This is a genomic window from Cognatundibacterium crateris, assembly GCF_010078235.1.
GTDB classification, from domain to species: domain Bacteria; phylum Pseudomonadota; class Gammaproteobacteria; order Burkholderiales; family Burkholderiaceae_D; genus Undibacterium; species Undibacterium crateris.
The window spans coordinates 111,991-130,219 of the sequence record NZ_JAABOS010000009.1 but is presented as its reverse complement, the minus strand read 5'-3'; the positions used below and the strand labels follow the sequence as shown (position 1 = coordinate 130,219).

Sequence of the window (18,229 nt, the reverse complement as noted above, 5' to 3'; positions counted from 1 at the left end):
GTCACTGGTTTGATCATGACCCTGCTTGCTCATCAGCTAGAACTGCTAGCCCCCGCCAAAAATATAGAGATAGGCAAAGAAGCCATCCTGCATGGTGCGGATGCGGTGTACATCGGCGGCCCCTCGTTTGGTGCGCGCCATAACGCCAGCAACGAGGTCAGCGAGATCGCCGAGCTGGTGCGCTTTGCGCATCGCTATCATGCGCGCATCTTCGTCACCATGAACACCATTTTGCATGAGTCCGAGCTGGAACCGGCGCGCCGTCAGATCCATCAGCTCTACGATGCGGGCGTTGATGCGCTGATTATCCAGGACATGGGCATCATGGAGCTGGATCTTCCGCCCATGCAGTTACACGCGAGTACCCAGTGCGATATCCGCACGGTGGATAAGGCGCGCTTCCTCGGCGCTTCCGGTTTTTCTCAACTGGTGCTGGCGCGTGAACTCACGATAGAGCAGATCCGCGCGATCAAGGCTGAAGTGGCGACCCCACTTGAATATTTTGTGCATGGTGCTTTATGCGTCGCGTTTTCCGGGCAGTGCTATATCTCGCATGCCGATAACGGGCGCAGCGCCAATCGCGGTGACTGTTCGCAAGCCTGCCGTCTGCCTTACACCCTGACTGATGGTGAGGGCAGGGTAGTCGCTTACGAAAAGCATTTGCTGTCGATGAAGGACAATGATCAGAGCCGTAATCTGGAAGCCCTGATTGATGCCGGTGTGCAGTCGCTCAAGATTGAGGGCCGTTATAAAGACATGGGCTATGTCAAAAATATCACCGCCCATTACCGCCTGCTGCTGGATGAAATTCTGGAACGCAGGCCGGAATTCAGCCGTGCCTCCAGTGGCCGCAGTCAGATTGCTTTCACACCGGACGTGGATAAAAACTTCCATCGCGGTCATACCGATTATTTTGCGAACGGCAGGCTGGACAACATCGGTGCCTTCGACTCGCCCAAATATGTGGGCCTGCATCTGGGTTACGTCACGCGCATAGGCAGCACCTGGTTTGAATTGGAAACCAATGAAGCCATGGCCAATGGCGACGGCCTGAATTACATGCTCAAGCGCGAAGTGATGGGCATACAGGCGAATACTGTTGAACGTCAGGGCAGCAATGAAAATGGCGAAATCTGGCGCGTATTCCCGAATGAAAAAATCAGTGAGCTGGCTGGCTTGAAAGTGGGCTTGCTGATTAACCGTAACCGCGATCACCGCTGGGAACAGGCGCTGACCAAAAAATCAGCCGAGCGCCGGGTGCCAGTCTGGCTGACCTTGTCTGACCATGAGCAAGGTTTGCAACTGGCCATGACCGATGAAGATGGTGTGCATTCTGCGGTACAGCTGGCTTGTACGCTGGAGCCGGCGCAGCAGGCTGATAAAGCAGAGTCCGGCTTGCGTGACAGTCTGGCCAAGCTGGGTAACACCATGTTTGAAGCCGCCAGCGTGGAACTGCGTCTGCGTCAGCCCTGGTTCGTCCCGTCTTCCGTCATCAATGCCTTGCGCCGTGATGCTGTGGCGGCCCATGAAGCGGCGCGCAGTGCAGCCTGGCAGCGTCCGCAGCGCACTCCTGCGCAGGAACCGCCTGTGCCATATCCTGAAACCACACTCAGCTATCTGGCCAATGTGTATAACAGCAAGGCACGTGCCTTTTATCAGAAGCATGGTGTGCAACTGATCGCCGCTGCGTATGAGGCGCATGAAGAAGCGGGTGAAGTCTCACTGATGATTACCAAGCATTGTCTGCGTTTTTCATTCAACCTCTGTCCGAAACAGGCTAAGGGCGTGAAAGGTGTGCAGGGGCAGGTTAAGGCCGAACCCATGACATTGGTAACTGGTGAAGAAAAATACACCCTGAAGTTTGACTGCAAGCCCTGTGAAATGCATATCATCGGCGCGATGAAACCGCATATTCTGCAAGCGCCTCCGCCATCGTCTGTCGCTTACAGCCCGCTGGTATTTCACAAGACCAGACCAGCGAATCATTGATATCGCTGAGATCGCTGAGATCGCCGATTCCAGCCTGAATGGCTCAGACGGACTGACTCCGCCTGAGCCATTTTTTTACGACAGGATTTGACCGGCATGGCTGGCGGCGGTAACCTAGCGGACTGACTTTACAATTTGCCTGTTCTCTTTGCTCTGGAATTCTGCATGAAAAAAATCGTCGTCAAATTTGGTGGTTCTAACCTGCGTCAGCCGCAGGATATCGACCGTGTCGTGAATGTGGTACAGGCCTATCAGCGCCCGCTGGTGCTGGTGGTATCTGCGTTTTATGGGATCACCAATGCGCTCATCGCCTGCGTACAGGCCGCCAGAGAAGGTGCTGGCACCAAGGCCGCACTGGCCGAAAGTCAGAACTACACGCAAACTCTGCGTCAGCTGAAAAAACAGATACTGGAAGCGAATATCAGTGATCCTGAGCACAGAGCGCGCACCGAACAGGCACTCGGTGCGCGGCTGGATCAGCTGGACCGCTATCTGACCGGCATACATTGCATAGGTGATGTGCCGACCTTTGTGAATGATGCGATTTTAAGTTATGGCGAGCGCCTGTCCAGTCTGTTGTTGACTGAAGTCTTGCTGAGTCGCGGCATCGCTGCGCGTGAAGCCTTACCTGAAGATATCGGTCTGATTACCGATGGCGTATTCGGTAACTCGGCCTGTGATTTCGCGGCCAGCACCGCATCCGTTTCTGCTGCGCTGGCAGATGATGTGGTGTTTGTGGTACCGGGATTTTATGGCGTCGATGCTCAGGGAAAAACCACGCTGTTCGGGCGTGGCGGTTCCGATTATTCAGCGGCTTCGATTGCGGCTTGTATCTCGGCGGAATCGCTGGATGTATGGAAGGATGTGGATGGCTTCCTGAGTGCTGATCCGGGCGCGGTCAGTGCGCCACGGTCTATCTCGCAACTGAATTATCTGGAAGCGGCGGAATTGTCGTATTTCGGCGCAAAAATCCTGCATCCACGCACAGTTGAGCCTTTGTTTGACCGCGATATTCCTATCCGCATCCTGAATATCACCCAGCCTGAACGTGGCTTGCAGCCTTACACCATCATCGATGCGCAACGCCATGTGACGCGCGATGTGGTGAAAAGCGTGAGCTCGACCGACGATGTCGCCATCCTCAAGTTACATGGTCCCGGCGTCGGTTTCAAAGCCGGTATCCTGGCACAGGTGACCAATACCCTGGACCAGCACGGCATCAATATCAAGAGCGTGTTGACGGCGCAGACGGCGATTAATATTTTGCTGGCACGCGATCATCTGGATGCGGCGTATGCGGCGTATGCGGCTTTGTCGGAACATCATCTGGCGGGTGTGGTGAATGTCAGCCGTGATGATGCGGTTGCCATTGTTGCGGTGGTTGGCGATGGCGTGCTGGATGCGTCCGATGTCGGCAGTGCAATTGCCAGCCGTGCTTTATCGGCAGCGCTGGCCGGTGGCGTCAGGGTGCGTCTGGCAGCCGCCGGAGCGAGCGAGGTGGCGGCCTATATGCTGGTGCAGCAGGAAGACCGCAAGCTCGCGCTGCGTCTGGTGCATGAGGAATTTTTCGGCAAATAAGAACGTAGATCAAATCGCGAATGGCAAGGGCTGCAGACGAATTGCAGCCCTTTTTATTTTGTGCGAAACGTCTTTTTGCTACCCGGGTTTTGCCGGAATTGTTCCAGTATCGCTAAAAAATTCCGGCTTGCACCGTCCAGCGTCGCCAGCGGCCGGTGCGCGATACCGATATGGCGCGGCAAGGCAGGACGTAGCGGACGCAGCTGTAGCAAGGGTTGCAGCCGCGTCGGGTCAGGCGTATCCAGTGGCAGAATAGCTGCACCATAAGAAGCCGCGACCAGACTCTTCATGGCTTCGGTGTAATTCAGTTCTATCTTGGCACGCGGCGCATAGCCCGCTGCAGCAAACCATTCCATGGTCAGCCGGTACATGTGGGTACTGGGTTCATTGAAAATCAGCGGCTTATCCGCCAGCCAGTCGGGAGTAATGATTTTTGGTGCTTGCCAGGCGGCTGGCAAAAACGCCATCATCGGGTCGGTACGCCAGTGGCGGATAGTGATTTCTTTGGGCGGGTTTTGTGGCATGGCGACGATGCCTATATCCAGCGTTCCTTGTTCCAGTCCTTGCAGCGTCTCGGCAGAACCGGTGATGCTGACGTTTACATCGATATCCGGAAACTGGCGGCCCAGGGTTTCCATCACTTGCGGCAGTTGATACACCAGAATACCGCTGGAGGCGCCCAGTCTTACGCGTCCTTCGACACCTGCCACCTGTCGCCCTACAGCGGCAATTGCTTCGTCGGCGTCGCGCAATAATTTTCTGCCATGCTCAGCCAGTGTGAGGCCAGCCGCAGTCGGTGTCACACGCCGCCCACCCCGTACCAATAAGGGCGTATCGAAACGCTGTTCCAGTTCGGCGATATGCAGGCTGATGGTCGGTTGCGATAAATGCAGCGCCTGCGCTGCAGCCGAGAAGGTACCCAAGTCGACGATCGCGATCAGGGTTTTCAACTGATCCAGACTCAGTTCACGCATGCTGCCTCCTGTTTAGGTAAGTAAAACAGCTTATCAGCTTTTCTGATTATATCGATCAGAATTTGTCACTTCCCTGATTTAAGCTGAGGTCGCAAGATAGCAGTCAATTCTTCAGGAGGTGTGAAATGGCAAATCAAAACGGGATTGTTGCGCTGCTTAAATTCTGCAGAGCCTGGCTGCATCAGCAGCGCATTGCACGTGGCCGGGATGCGCTGGATTTACGTGGTATGGAAGACAGGGATTTGCTGGATCTGGGCATAGGGCGCAGTGAGATTCCAGGCATCCTGCAACAGGAATCGCCAGAAGAGGCCGTGTGTTTGCGCTCAGTGAGCAGTGCTGCAATTAGCCTGCCACCGCTTACTAATGAACAGCAGAGCGAGGTTCAGCGCCGCTCAGCCTGACGCGCGGCGCTGAAGCGTCTGCGCTACAAGTCAGCGCCTGGTGTCAACAGCGTTGTGGTTCAGAATTGTATCCAGCCGCGTTTTAAAGCAACGCCAGCAATCAGGATAATGCAGGAACCGTAATACAAGGTGCCCCATTGCTTACTGGCTGGCGCAGTTTTCTGTGGTGTGCCGGCATATAACACGCGGCGGCAGGAACATAGCGAAAAGGCGATGAAAGCAATGCCGACCATGCCATGTGCGACCGAGGCGGTATTGATCGCTTGCACCAGGTCGACGCAACCCAGGGCGCTGAAGCAAAATAAAGTGGCAAGCGCCATGACTTTGAATTTAGTCTGTACCGTAGTCAGATCCAGTTTGTTTGAGTTCATGTTATTCATTATTAATATTCATCCAGCAGATAACCGCTGATAAAAGAGAAATATTCGCGTAACCAGGCGTTATAACGCAGATACAGGGGCGTTTCGGCTGAAGCGCTGGCAGTATGACTAAAGCCGGCGCGCTGCGCAATCCTGGCCGAGCGCAGACTATGGAAATCGCTGGTCACAATCAGCAAACCCTGTTCTGGTCCGACACCATATTGCTGCAGCAAAGCGCGGCTGAATTTAAAATTTTCATAGGTGCTGGTACTAAGCTCCTCTTGCCAGATGCGCGCAGCCGGTATCCCGTGCGCACGCAGATAGTCGCCCATGATCTGCCCCTCAGTACAGTCACGCCGCCAGTCCTTACCGCCACTCACCATGATCATCGCCTGCGGCAGCCGTTGCGCCTGTACGATGCCCGCATCCAGCCGCGCAGCCAGGGTTGGCGAAGCCTGACAATGTAGCGTTCCTGAACCCAGTATCAGTATGGTATCAACCGGCTTTCCGGCACTGTTCAGGTCGGTTTGATAACCATGCTGGATATGCCAGAAAAACACCGCAACACTGCCCACCCATGCCCAAGCTGCCCCCCAGCCCAGACGCCACAACCAGCGCCGCCATGTCGGGGCAGAAAACCAGTTGTGCAAGCGCTGCCAGTAGCTACCGGCCAGAACCAGCACCAATCCTACAAATAGCGGAAAAAAAGAGCCGAAATGAAAAACACCACGCCACATGACATAGATGGCATCGATGATCAGCAGTGCACCGAGTACGATCAGCAGGCGCGGAATAAAGCGAGTCAAACTAAAACGAGTCAAACGATCTTCTCCAGATTCAGGTGCCGCCCGCGCAGTGCTGAGCGCTGCCAGCGTGAGCCGGTGTATTGTTGCACCGGACTCTTGTCAATATTGAACAAGCGCGGGCATTTTAACTTGCTTTCGGATTGACTCCTATACCTCATTTTAGTGTCATGACCAGGCTTATTTTCTAGTGCCAGACGGCTCAGTGTGCGCCACCCAGCACGCTTTGTGCGGTCTGCAGATAAAACGGAATACCAAACAGGATATTGATCGGGAAGGTCAGTCCTAAAGACAGGCTGAAATACAGTGAGGGCGAAGCCTCAGGCACGGCATAGCGCAATACTGCAGGCACAGCGATATACGAGGCACTGGCGGCCAGCACCATGAGCAGTCCGCCATCCCCGGCAGGAATCTGTAACAGCCAGGCCAGACCCAGCGCCAGCGCTGCGTGGCAGACCGGTGCCAGCACGGCCCAGGCCAGCAACAAAGGTGACTTGTCTCGCAGCTCAGGCAGACTACGCGCGGTTTTCAGCCCCATGTCGAGCAGGAAAAACGCCAGCATGCCTTTGAACAGATCGCCGGAAAAGGGCTGCATCGCGGCTTTGCCCGTGTCTCCACTCAGGATGCCGACCAGCATGGCGCCGATCAATAGCAACTGTGCGCCATCGGTCAGTGATTCATGCACGATTTTGCCTATGCCGGAAGGCGCAGTTTTTGCTGGCACTGCCCCGGCTTGCACGCTCTCATTGGAAGCGGGCGCGGCCTGACGCAAGGTGTTGGCAAGTAAGACGGCGAATACGATGGCAGGTGATTCCATCAGCGCCATGGCTGCTGACATATGACCGCCATAGCTGAGTTCGTGTTTTTCCAGATATTGGGTAGCGGTGATAAAAGTGACCGCGCTGACTGAGCCATAGGTGGCCGCCAGCGCCGCCGCATCAAAGCCAGACACCAGCTTACGCAGCACCAGATAGCTGAGTGTGGGGACGATCAGCGCCAGGGCGACAGCAAGCCCAAGACTGCGTGCGATGTCCCAGTTCATGCCGGAATGGGCGAGCGCGAAGCCACCTTTGAGGCCGAGTGCCATCAACAGGTACAGCGATAAAAAACGCGCAATCTGGGCTGGTATCTCCAGGTTAGAGCGTATCAGTCCGGCAAAAATGCCAAACACAAAAAACAGGATGGCAGGATCTAGTAAGCTGTTCATGATGGGGAGGGCGCATTGCTTTTCTGCGCCGCTACAGAATGGAATTGAGGCGCATGATAGGGAAGATCATGTATAAGGTAAAATCAATTTTTATCGTGTTTATCATCGGGAAAAATCTATGAATGTCACTTTCCGGCAATTGAAGCTGTTTCTGGCGCTGGTGGAATTACGCAGTCTGACCGCAGTGGCGCACAGCATGCATGTGACTCAGCCCACCATTTCTATGCAGATGCGTGATTTGCAGGATGCGGTGGGCTTGCCGCTGTATGAAGTGATAGGCAAACAACTGTATATCACTGCTGCAGGAGAAGAACTTGCCATCGCAGCGCGCGCCATGACTGAGGAATGGTCAGTGTTTGGTCAGAAAATCGCTGCCATGCAAGGCTTGACTCAGGGGCGTTTGCGGCTGGCGGTAGTGAGCACCGCCAAATACTTCGTGCCACGCATGCTGGGTGCGTTTTGCCGCGAATTCCCTGAGATAGATATCGCGCTTGAAGTGCAGAACCGCGATGGCGTGCTACAGCGTTTGCGGGATAACCGCGATGATCTGACCATCATGTCTATACCACCTAAGGATTTGGATATTGAGCAGGAGATTTTTTTGCCAAATCCGCTGCGTGTGATTGCCGCAGTCAGCCATCCGCTGGCTGGCAGAAAACGCCTGAAGCTCAGCGACTTAGCCGATGAGCGTTTTATTCTGCGTGAAAAAGGCTCAGGCACGCGGCTGGCCTGTGACCGCTATTTCGCTGAACAAGGCTTTCAAGCCAGAGTCCGGCTGGAGCTGGGTAGTAATGAGGCGATCAAACAGGCGGTGGCAGCTGAGATGGGTATTGCAGTGTTATCGCAACATGCGCTGGGCGAGCATCTGGTGGACGAGTCCTTACTGGAATTGCCTGTGGCCGGTTTTCCTATCCACTCCAACTGGTACATTGTTTATCCCAAAGGAAAACGTCTGACGCCGGTGGCACAGAAATTTCTGAGCTATCTGCAGGCCAGTGCGCGGGCTGAAGGTGCTGTTGTTCCGCCTGCTCCCGTTCACAGATAATCCGCGATCTGTATCGTATCTATCTGTTCCGGTTTCAGATAGCGTCTGGCGTAATCCAGATACACGCCGGAACGCAGGAATAGAGCAAACAGATCGCCATCTAAGTGCAGATCTTTCACCATAAAGCGCATGATGTTCAGGGACTCCGACAAGGTTTTTCCGGTTTTATAGGGGCGGTCAGAAGCGGTTAAGGCTTCGAACACATCAGCGATCGCCATAATCCTTTCTTTAACGCCCATTTCTTCTGCACTAAGGCGGCGCGGATAGCCGGTACCGTTCAGTTTCTCGTGATGTGAGCCCGCGATATGCGGTACCTGACGCAAATGTCTTGGCAGTGGTAACTGTTCCAGCATACGGATAGTTTGTATCATGTGCTCATTGATTTTATAGCGCTCTTCTGCCGATAAAGTGCCACGGGCCACACTCAGGTTATACAGCTCTCCGCGGTTGTACAGATATTCCGGTACATCGACTTTGAAGTGGTGTGGATTGCCTGGCGCTATCCTGTCCTGAGCCTCACGTGCAATCAGATGCTCGGGTTTATCATCGAGCAGATATTCCTGTACTGGCAGCTTGGGTTCAGGTGTTGTCAGCTTGCGCTGCAGTTCGTTGTGAGAAATGCCGATACGATCGGATAAGCTGCGTGTCCAGCGCCGCTTTCCGATCTCGCGGATACGGGCGATTTTTTCGGCTGATAGAAATTCACCACCCAGATTGCAATCAGCGATCAGCTGAAATTCCTCATCCAGCGTAGCCAGTAACTGATCGCGCTGCGTCGCCAGTTGCGTTGCGTCGCCACCCGCATGCAGTTGTTGCCAGTAGTCGATCTCTGCATCCCGTTTCAAGACCTCAAAACGCATACGGATTTCGTGTATGCGGTCATACAGGGTTTCCAGCTTTGTCGCTTTATCGAATACATATTCCGGTGTGGTGACTTTGCCGCAATCATGCAACCAGGCGGCGATATGCAACTCCTCCCACTCAGCCTCACTCATCTTGAAATTGGCGAAGCTGCCTTCCTGTTCATCACATGCTGCTTTCGCCAGGTTTTTGGTCAAATCGGGGACGCGCTGGCAATGACCGCCGGTATAAGGACTTTTAGCATCGATGGCCATGGCCAGCAATTGAATAAACGCCTCCAGTAAATTTTTCTGTTCAAGTACCAGACGTTGGTTTTCGATGGCAATTGCCGCCGCCCCCGAGATCGCCACCGCCATTGCCTGACGACCACTATCTATGTGCTCACCCTCCATTAATAACACGATGGCACCGACCAGTTGTCTGCTTTTATCAAGCAAGGGAATGGTTAGTAAATAAAACTGCTCACGTGTCGCCAGATCCTCGGTATAGATGGCTGGAAAAGTGTGCTGCAAAGCCTCTCTGCTGAGCATGGTAATACTGCTGCTGGGATCACAGGAAGTCGATAGCAAATGCTTGTCGCTTGTCGCGATGATTTGTTCGAGGCAGGGTTCTATGGCTTGATGCAGGTAGCGCAGCGTGGCATGAAATGATTTTTGTTCGCTGTCAAACAGATACAGGATGCCGGCATCGGCACGACAGACCGAAGATAACTCAGTCAGTACGCGCGCCAGCAAGCTGTCGAAGTGACTTTCTGAACTCAGATTGCCTGCAATCGACAGGAAAGAGTTGATGGTGGCCCGCATGCCCGCCATAGCATGAGACAGTTCTGCAATTTCCTTGATGTGGGACTCGACTTTTGGCGGCGCCTCAAAATCGAAACGCGCAATCCGGTCTGCTTCGTAGGCCAGTTTTTGCAGTGGCTGCGAGACTCGGCGTGACAGGAAAAGTGTGGCTGCAATCGCCACGAGCAGGCAGATCAAGAAAATAAACAGACTGTGTTTTTTTAGTTCCAATACCTGTGCCAGCAGTTCGCTATGCGGACTTGCTATCATCAGCGTCAGCGGTGTTCCACCGGGGATGCTGATCTGCCGTCGAAAACCCGACCAGTTCTCGTCGAGTGCATGTATGAGTTGGCTGTGTCCTTTTTCCTGTTCAGGTAAGGCCAGTAGCGCGTGCAGTACCGGAGTATTCTGATCTTCCAGTCTGGGTAAGCGTTCGGTGTTGTCCGGCGCTGAAATAATGTCGGGAATAAAGCTGGCACGGTGACCGACTTTCATCGCCAAAACCTGATTCTTCTGATCAATCAGCGCCAGGCGGCTGGATGGGGTCACTTGTTGTTGTTCCAGAATAGCGAGGATGCTGGTGAGCTTGATTGCGATCGCTACCACCGCGTCGGAATTGCGTATTTTTTGTGAGTAGGTGATTCCTATACTTTGGTCAAAGTGAAAGTAATAGGGATCGGTGACCACCGCATGTTCGCGTTGATGTTGTGCCTGCTGATACCAGGGGCGTTGCCGTGGATCGTAATCATTGGCTCGAATAAAGTGACGGCTCAGTCTTTGTAGCTGAGGATTGAAACTCAGCACTTGCATAGGCCGTACGCCATCTTGCTCTGTCGTGTTTTGTACCAGCCAAACTGCGGCGTCCGGAACCTTGAAGCTCTGACGTTCCTGATCTGACTGGATTTTCTGTAAGCGGAAAAATTCGCCGTTGCCAAAACCGATCTGGATGGAACTGGAGTCTTTGGTGTTCTCCAGGGCTTTGATCATGAAGGGCAGATTCTGTAGCCGCTCGTCCAGGGTTTTGCCTGCGACTGGCATGGCTTGCGCCAGCAATTCAGTCTGCTCCATCGTCTCGTTATAAACGGACTCAAGTTTCACTGCAGCGAATTGACCGATCAATTCATAATTGGCACGCGCCTGCAGCAAGATGACTTGCTCCAGGCGTTGAAAATATATCGTACCGAAAACGGCAGAGAAGCAAAAAAGTAATCCAATAAAGGTGTAGGAAAGATAAATCTGGAATGGGAGCTTGCGGGATGTTGGCACGATGTTCTCCTCTGACCGATATTGGTTCCTCAGTATAGAGGGCGATGCTGCATTACATAGTTGCAGTCTGATAATAGTGCTGCCTGAAAAACTTGAATTGCTAATCGCTTGGCAAGCAAATGTTGCGTGCCAGTCACAAAAAAAAGGCCGGGAGTGCATTCCCGGCCTTAATCGTTGGTAATAATTTTAACTGAATGCTTTAAATACGGTAACGATGATTCTGTATTTTTGCATTTCTACATTTCTGCGTGTCAGCGTTTTAGTGTGCTGACACTGCTATTGAGTCCATCACTGAGACTGATCTGCAAGCTACCGCCTGCAGGCAGCTGTTGCAGCGACAGACGCTGATCACCGCCGGTCGCTGACAGCGTCAGTGCTGTGCGCTTACCATTGGCGGCGATATGAATCACGCTTAACCATGGTTGCTGCAGATGATTCCAGCGTACCCGCAGGCTGCTTGCTGTCAGATCTGTCGTCAAAGCCTGCGCTGTAACTGCTGCTGTATCCGCTGAAAGTTTCAATGCGGTTGCAGCTTTAGGTGTTGCAGCGGCTGCGTTGAGCATGCCTGCTTTTGGCATCAGTTGACCTTGTTTCAGCACATCGATACTGACGATACCTGCAATCGCTGGCAGTACGACGGATACATGCATACTGCCAGCATGATCCAGCTGTAGCGGAGTGAAGCGGTGCAGCGTAGTTTTGCCATCATTGCTGACAATCTTCAACTGATAATCGCCTTCTTCTGCATTCGCGGTATAGCCGCTGCCGAGGAACTGCACTGGCGAAAGATTAAATTTCCCGCCGCTCAGATCACCTGAAATCATCATCATGTTTTGCACCGCAGCCGGGTTGCCCGCAACCTGATTCGCTGCGACCTGATTCGCTGCCACAGCTTTATAGTTGGCTTTGCCACGGATATGACCGGACATTTTATTGAAGCTGTATTCAGAGAACCAGAGTTTACCGCCGCAATAACTCATCAGATCAGGTGAGCGCGAGCCGAGTACACCGGGAGACAACAGCAAACCGCTACCCTGGTTGTAGATCGGAACTTCGCTCAGTTGCGCTTTGTCCGAGTTAGGCCAAGGCAAAGGATTGGTCGAAAAGTAGGGATCTGGATTGCCCGGACCGCCACAAGGCGCATGTGACAAGCTCAGGTTATGCCCAACTTCATGCATCATGGTTTCATCGGTTGCATCCGCACTGCTACGCAAATCGCGTCCTATCGCTGCTAGTCCAGGTACATAGCCGATACCCGTTGTGCCACTCCATTTCACCCACGGTACCATGCCGTAGTAATGATCATTGCTTTTCTCACTGACGCGCAGGTTTTCTACCAGACCCAGGACCTGGCCCATCTGATCTTTGCCGCTGAGGCTGTCATCAAAGGTGCCTGATGGTGCCCATGGCGCATGAACCGTGACGACCACGTTCGCGAACGGCATCAGGCGTTTGACGACGGAAGTCAACACTTCTGCGGTTGGGATTTGCGCAGTTTGTCCATTGATGATCAAGGGCACCATGGTGATACGGATCGTGTTGGCATCATTGACCACCAGATTGGCAGACAGTGACTGACCGTCACTGGTCACGATATCCATAGCGGCACCGGATTTGATCAGGCGGCCCGGGACCGTGGTGTAGCAATGCTGAGTCAGCGTGTAGGAAATCGCATTGCTGCTATCGTCTGCTGGCAATTTCGCCGGGCAAGTCATCGCGAATTGCTCTCCACCGATTTTTACGGTAGTGGCCGGTGTGACCGCATCCGCACTGCGTGCATACAGATAGGCACGTACCAGCAAGTCACGATTCGGTATCAGAGTCTGGTATTTGCTGCCCGGACGTTGTGCCAGCACCTGTGCCAGCTCCATGCTGGCGAGCCTGGTTTTGGCCACCACAGGTGTCACTGTCAGGGTATAGCTGACGTTGGTGGCTGTGTACAAATCAGCCGGTAAGCTGGCGGTGATGGTGGTTGTTCCTGTGTTCAGGGCGCTGATATTGCCATTTACTGCATCGACCGTAGCTACAGCGGGATTGCTGCTGCTGTAACGGATGGCAAAGGTGTTCAGCGTTGCGCCACTCAGGGTTTTTGCAGTTGCCGCCTGTATCGCTGTTCCCGCCACGCCGCTGACCACGGATTTGCTGGCCTCAGCAAAGGTCAAGACTGCCGGTGTCAAACAATTGATGCTGATCGTCACATCGCTGTTTGCAATTGCTGTGCGGCCAGCCGGGCTGGCGCTGCAGCTTTGGCCGGTGGCCGGCTGTCCAGAAATCGTAGCACCATATTTTTCACCGTTGAGGACAGGAAGGTAACTGGTTTTGCTGCCATTGCCGGTAACCGATTCCCAACCGCGCACCCATCCGTTATCGTCATGGCCATCTACTATCATGCTCTGATAGCTGCCGGTGCTGTTATCAAAGCCACTGGTAGTCAGGGTGATTTTGTAACGTGCACGGGTGCTGGCAGTAGTTGCCGGGCTGTTATCCGAACACAGACTATCGGCACAGGCTTGCAACTGATAGCTGTAAGCCGTACCCGGTTCTAAGCCCGCATCAGCAAAACTGAGTGCGCTCAGAGCATCGCCGCCAACTTGTACGCCATTGCGTTTGAGTACATAACGGTTCGCGCCGCTGATCGCAGTCCAGGATACCGTCAGGCTGCTGCTATTGGTGACCGCCACTTTAGGTGCTGCCGGTACTGCTGGTGGTGAGACGGGTGGCTTAGGTGGTGTGACTACATCGGCCAGTGTTTGCACGCTGAGCGCAGTGCTCCAGTCGGAGCAAGTGCTGCCATTACAAGCCTGCAGACGATAACTATATTTGGTTGCCGCAGTCAGACCGCTATCCAGATAAGTGACTTGCCTGATATCAGCGCCATTTGCGATCAGCTGACCATTTCTTTCCAGTTTGTAGCTGGACGCGCCGTCGGCCGCTGTCCATTCCAGGCTGACCTGGGTGGTTTCAATTTTTGTTGCACGTGGGACCGCCGGTGTTGCAACAGTCACCACTTTAGTCTTGGTCTTACCTGCTACTTCAGAAGGTTTAGAACAGCCAGTGCTGGCGCAGGCATGCAGACGATATGCATAGTCGGTGCCCGGTACCAGATTGGAATCCTGATAGGTATTACCATTCGGACGTGATACTAACTGGAATGCCGCCGGGTCTTGCGGATTGGTGTTATTGCGCCATACCTCATAGTAGCTGGCGCCAGCGACGGCCTGCCAGTTCAGCGTCAGCGTGGTATCGGAGCTCGCTTGCACCGCCGCGCCGCTGACGGTAGCCGGTGCCTGAGCGGTCGCGCCGCTGCTGGCGGGCGTTTCTGAACCAGAACCACCACCGCCGCCACCGCAAGCGGTCAGAGTGACAGCGACACAAGTCGCGGTCAAAAGTTGTAAAGTTGCTTTCATCATAGACCTCTGAGGAAGACGAAATCAGGTAGCTTGACCTGACAAACATAGCAAAAACAGAAACTCTGTTTCTGAAAAAAAGGAGGGTAAATCGATGCATACAGCACTGATGCGCACATCCTGCCGCAGGAAGTTCCAAGCAGCAATGAAGATTACAAAAGGAAACTAATTTCGCCTATTGCACTTTGGGGCAGGAAAACGGGGATTGTGTAAGGATGTGTAAGCAGGGTAATCAAAGGTAAGTCTGACTGCCTGATTGCAAGTATTTGAAGCAGATTCGCATGAATAGGAAATGCTCCATGGTGAAATGAAAGTTTAAAAAAATTGTCACTTCATTCAGAGTGGAATCCGGTAGCGTATGAACATCAAATGGCGGTTTTTCAAGCGCTAGCTTGAAAACAAGCTTACCTAGTTTCAGAATACAAAAAACAATATAGATTTTTAGAGTCGGGAATGTTTTGAGGTAAGAGATGAATATCGTCGTGCTATCGCTTGAGCAGCGTAAGGCAAGCTTGGAGTAGTTTGTGCTGCGGATGAAGTCGGCAAAATATTAATAGGACTAGCCGGTAACGGACGAAAAAAAACCAAGCGCCACGGCTTGGTTTTCTTGTATTCTGGTGGAGTCGGCGGGAATCGAACCCGCGTCCAGAAGCACTCTACAGACAGTTCTACATACTTAGTGCTGCCATTTAATTTAACCACATTGACGCGGACGCACACGCTGCAATGTAGCGAGTTACCTTAAGTTTAATCTTGCGCCAAGTAACCCGGTTCAAGACGATTCCCTATGAATGTCCTTACTGCTGTTGCCAGCCCACCCTAGGGAAGAGGTGGTGTAAGGTTAGCCGGTATTAAGCGGCTAATGCGTACGAGTTATCGTTTGCAGTTATATAGTTCAGATTGTATTTACGAGGTAGTCTGGCCTCGGTATGCCCTGCGCTGCTTTGCAACCCCTGTCGAAACCTGGTCGACCCCAAAGCCCTGCTAGTATAACCTATTACGGGACTTCGCGTCCAAGCTTGTCAGGCAGGTTTTTTCTGCTGCAGTTTGGCACGTATCAGTTCGAGTAATTCCAGTGGACTATCGACGATGGCATCTGCTTTCCAGTGCGCAGGTTCGGTGGCGCCGCAATATCCCCAGGCGGCGGCGATACTGGTCATGCCAGCGGCCTCAGCTGCCTGAATATCACGCAAATCATCACCGACGTACCAGCAGTCTTCCGAGCGTATTCCTAATTGTCTTGCTGCTTCCAGCAAAGGTGCCGGATGCGGTTTGGCATGCGGCGTGGTGTCGCCAGAAATCACGCAGCGCGCTTCCTGTAAGTCGATTTGCGGTATCAATGGATTAGTCAGGCGTTTTGCCTTGTTGGTCACGATACCCCAAGGCAGTGCCAGCATGTCCAGGCCACGCAACAGGCTTGGCACGTTTTCAAACAATTTGCTGTTGACCGCAATCGTGGATGCGTACTGCTCAAGAAATTCAGTGCGCATCGCTTCAAAATCCGGATGTTCCGGTGTGATCTGAAAGCCAGCCTGCAGTAAGCCGCGTGCACCGGCAGAAGCTTGCGGACGCAAAGTGAGGTAATGCACAGGTGCCAGATTGCGGCGGCTGCGCATGGTGTTGACGGCAGCAGCCAGATCGGGTGCGGTGTCGGCCAGGGTGCCGTCGAGGTCAAACAATATGGCTGATGGAATACGCATAGGTGATGGTGGAGGAAAAATCGGTGATCAGACGATAGCTGAGCGAGCAGCGAACTTAGCCGGTCGCTCAGCAGTAGGGACTCAGGCTGGACGTACGCAGGCAACCATGTAGTTGACGCTGGTATCGTTATTGAGTGAGTACATTTTGGTGAAGGGGTTGTAACCCAGGCCCTTCATCATTTTGAGTTCCAGACCTGCATTGCGGATATCCTGCGACAGTTCGGCCGGTGTGATGAATTTCGCATAATCATGCGTGCCCTTAGGCAGCATTTGCAGTACATATTCAGCGCCGATAATGGCAAACAGATAGGACTTGGGATTGCGGTTCAGGGTGGAGAAAAATACATGGCCACCTGGTTTGACCAGCTTGGTACAGGCACGGATGATAGAAGCTGGATCGGGTACATGTTCCAGCATTTCCATGCAGGTCACGACATCGAACTGCCCAGCTTCTGCTTCGGCCATTTCTTCTGCGGCGATCAATTTGTAGCGTACCTGCACGCCCGATTCCAGGCTGTGCAAATCAGCGACTTTCAAGGCTTTTTCCGATAAATCTATGCCCGTTACGGTCGCACCTTTTTTAGCCATGGATTCAGCCAGGATGCCTCCACCACAGCCGACGTCGATCACATTTTTACCGGCCAGTGGTATGCGTTGGTTAATCCATTCGAGGCGCAAAGGATTGATTTCATGAAGAGGGCGGAATTCTGAACTCGGGTCCCACCAGCGGTGAGCGAGTTCACTGAATTTTTGAATTTCTGCTGGATCGGCGTTCAAGGTAGACATGGTAGTTTGACTGGCGCAGTTTAAAAGCGCGAGAGGCAAAAAGCGTATTGTAGGCGATTCACGCGGCAGCCGCTTACTTTGCCTGAAATGAAAGTAGTGGCTTCTGCGCTGGCGCAGAAATCAGCCATATTTTTTATCGGCGACCTGCCAGTTGCGCATGAAAAAAAATCCTGTACCGATGAAAATGATTCAGCAGAAAGTGTGGGAATTCTGGCGTAGCGATAAGCCGAATGCGGCGCAGCGCAGCAGCTATGCTGATATGCTGGTTTTCTTTGGCGGGGAAAATAAAAAACCCCGCACGAAGCGGGGCTTTTCAAACAATCAGAGACTGATTATTTTACGTTGCGTGTACCAACAACTTCGATCTCAACGCGACGGTTTTTAGAGCGGCCTTCAGCTGTTTTGTTGTCAGCTACAGGTTGTGTTTTACCTTTGCCTTCAGTGTAAACACGGTTAGCTTCGATACCTTTGCTGACCAGGTATGCTTTTACAGCTTCAGCACGACGGATGGACAGTTTTTGGTTGTATGCATCTTTACCAACAGAGTCAGTGTGACCAACTGCGATCACAACTTCCAGATTGATTGCTTTCAATTTGGATGCCATGTCGTCCAGCTGAGCTTTACCTTCTGGTTTCAGAACAGACTTGTCGAAGTCGAACAGTGCGCTAGCTGCGAACGTGACTTTTTCAGATGTCGGTGCTGGTTTAGCTACTGGTGTTGGTGCTGCAACCGGAGCAGCTACTGGAGCTGGAGCTGGAGCTGGAGCTGCTTTTGGCGCTTCAACAACCAGTGGTGCGTCGCAACCTGGCACTGCGTCAGCAGGTGTCCAGTAGCCAGTGCGCCAGCACAGACCGAATGCGTCACGAGCGATTACACCGCGTGCATCCTGAACGTATGCGCTGTTAGGTGTAGCTGCTTTGATGTCTTGTTGCGCGGCAGCAGAAAAGGATGCAACTGCGGACGCTGCGATAACGAGCTTAACTAAAATTTTCATATTTCTCCTCTCGGGTGAGATTTAATTACCGCAGATAAACTGCGCAAAATACTGCATAAAACCAGATGATACCACG

13 protein-coding genes and 1 other RNA gene are annotated in these 18,229 nt (G+C 53.0%); 4 read left to right on the top strand and 10 right to left on the bottom strand.

Annotation, left to right across the window (positions count from 1 at the left end; translation table 11 throughout):
• Positions 1-15 precede the first annotated feature (15 nt).
• Entirely contained in the window at positions 16-1,989 is a 1,974-nt protein-coding gene (locus EYB48_RS16060) for a peptidase U32 family protein (RefSeq protein WP_162021389.1), read from the top strand.
• Positions 1,990-2,154: 165 nt separating this feature from the next.
• A complete protein-coding gene (locus EYB48_RS16055; RefSeq protein WP_162021388.1) occupies positions 2,155-3,567 on the top strand; it encodes an aspartate kinase in 1,413 nt (470 codons plus the stop codon).
• Between the two features lie 53 nt (positions 3,568-3,620).
• On the opposite strand, the gene EYB48_RS16050 is transcribed toward EYB48_RS16055, so the two are convergent.
• Positions 3,621-4,541, bottom strand: coding sequence for a LysR family transcriptional regulator (locus EYB48_RS16050; protein ID WP_162021387.1), 921 nt, complete (start codon positions 4,539-4,541; stop codon positions 3,621-3,623).
• A gap of 125 nt (positions 4,542-4,666) precedes the next feature.
• On the opposite strand from EYB48_RS16050, the gene EYB48_RS16045 reads away from it, so the two are divergent.
• A complete protein-coding gene (locus EYB48_RS16045) occupies positions 4,667-4,942 on the top strand; it encodes a hypothetical protein (RefSeq protein ID WP_162021386.1) in 276 nt (91 codons plus the stop codon).
• A 59-nt stretch (positions 4,943-5,001) separates the two neighbouring features.
• On the opposite strand, the gene EYB48_RS16040 is transcribed toward EYB48_RS16045, so the two are convergent.
• The 3 genes from EYB48_RS16040 to EYB48_RS16030 form a co-directional block, all read right to left on the bottom strand.
• Complete coding sequence (locus EYB48_RS16040; protein ID WP_162021385.1) at positions 5,002-5,313, bottom strand: hypothetical protein; 312 nt, start codon at positions 5,311-5,313, stop codon at positions 5,002-5,004.
• 11 nt (positions 5,314-5,324) lie between these two features.
• Positions 5,325-6,122: a YdcF family protein gene (locus tag EYB48_RS16035; protein ID WP_235935199.1), complete on the bottom strand. Its 798-nt coding sequence runs from the start codon at positions 6,120-6,122 to the stop codon at positions 5,325-5,327.
• 184 nt (positions 6,123-6,306) lie between these two features.
• Positions 6,307-7,311 (bottom strand): sodium-dependent bicarbonate transport family permease, encoded by a 1,005-nt coding sequence (locus EYB48_RS16030; protein ID WP_162021384.1) that lies wholly within the window; start codon positions 7,309-7,311, stop codon positions 6,307-6,309.
• 118 nt (positions 7,312-7,429) lie between these two features.
• Here EYB48_RS16030 and EYB48_RS16025 point away from each other — a divergent pair, with 118 nt between their 5' ends.
• Positions 7,430-8,356, top strand: a complete 927-nt coding sequence (locus tag EYB48_RS16025; protein ID WP_162021383.1) for a LysR family transcriptional regulator — start codon at positions 7,430-7,432, stop codon at positions 8,354-8,356.
• Here EYB48_RS16025 and EYB48_RS16020 read toward each other — a convergent pair.
• The 6 genes from EYB48_RS16020 to ompA form a co-directional block, all read right to left on the bottom strand.
• Positions 8,347-11,265, bottom strand: a complete 2,919-nt coding sequence (locus EYB48_RS16020) for an HD domain-containing phosphohydrolase (RefSeq protein ID WP_162021382.1) — start codon at positions 11,263-11,265, stop codon at positions 8,347-8,349. The two genes, EYB48_RS16025 and EYB48_RS16020, sit on opposite strands and share 10 nt — an antisense overlap.
• A 251-nt stretch (positions 11,266-11,516) precedes the next feature.
• Positions 11,517-14,675 carry an Ig-like domain-containing protein gene (locus tag EYB48_RS16015; RefSeq protein ID WP_162021381.1) on the bottom strand — a complete coding sequence of 1,053 codons (3,159 nt, stop codon included), beginning with the start codon at positions 14,673-14,675 and terminating at the stop codon, positions 11,517-11,519.
• Between the two features lie 612 nt (positions 14,676-15,287).
• Positions 15,288-15,647, bottom strand: a transfer-messenger RNA (tmRNA) gene (ssrA, locus tag EYB48_RS16010).
• A 47-nt stretch (positions 15,648-15,694) separates the two neighbouring features.
• Complete coding sequence (locus EYB48_RS16005) at positions 15,695-16,372, bottom strand: HAD family hydrolase (RefSeq protein WP_162021380.1); 678 nt, start codon at positions 16,370-16,372, stop codon at positions 15,695-15,697.
• An 81-nt stretch (positions 16,373-16,453) separates the two neighbouring features.
• The gene (gene ubiG / locus EYB48_RS16000; RefSeq protein WP_162021379.1) at positions 16,454-17,158 is read right to left on the bottom strand and encodes a bifunctional 2-polyprenyl-6-hydroxyphenol methylase/3-demethylubiquinol 3-O-methyltransferase UbiG; all 705 of its coding nucleotides are present in this window, start codon (positions 17,156-17,158) and stop codon (positions 16,454-16,456) included.
• Between the two features lie 332 nt (positions 17,159-17,490).
• Positions 17,491-18,153 (bottom strand): outer membrane protein OmpA, encoded by a 663-nt coding sequence (gene ompA, locus EYB48_RS15995; protein ID WP_162021378.1) that lies wholly within the window; start codon positions 18,151-18,153, stop codon positions 17,491-17,493.
• Positions 18,154-18,229 lie beyond the last annotated feature (76 nt).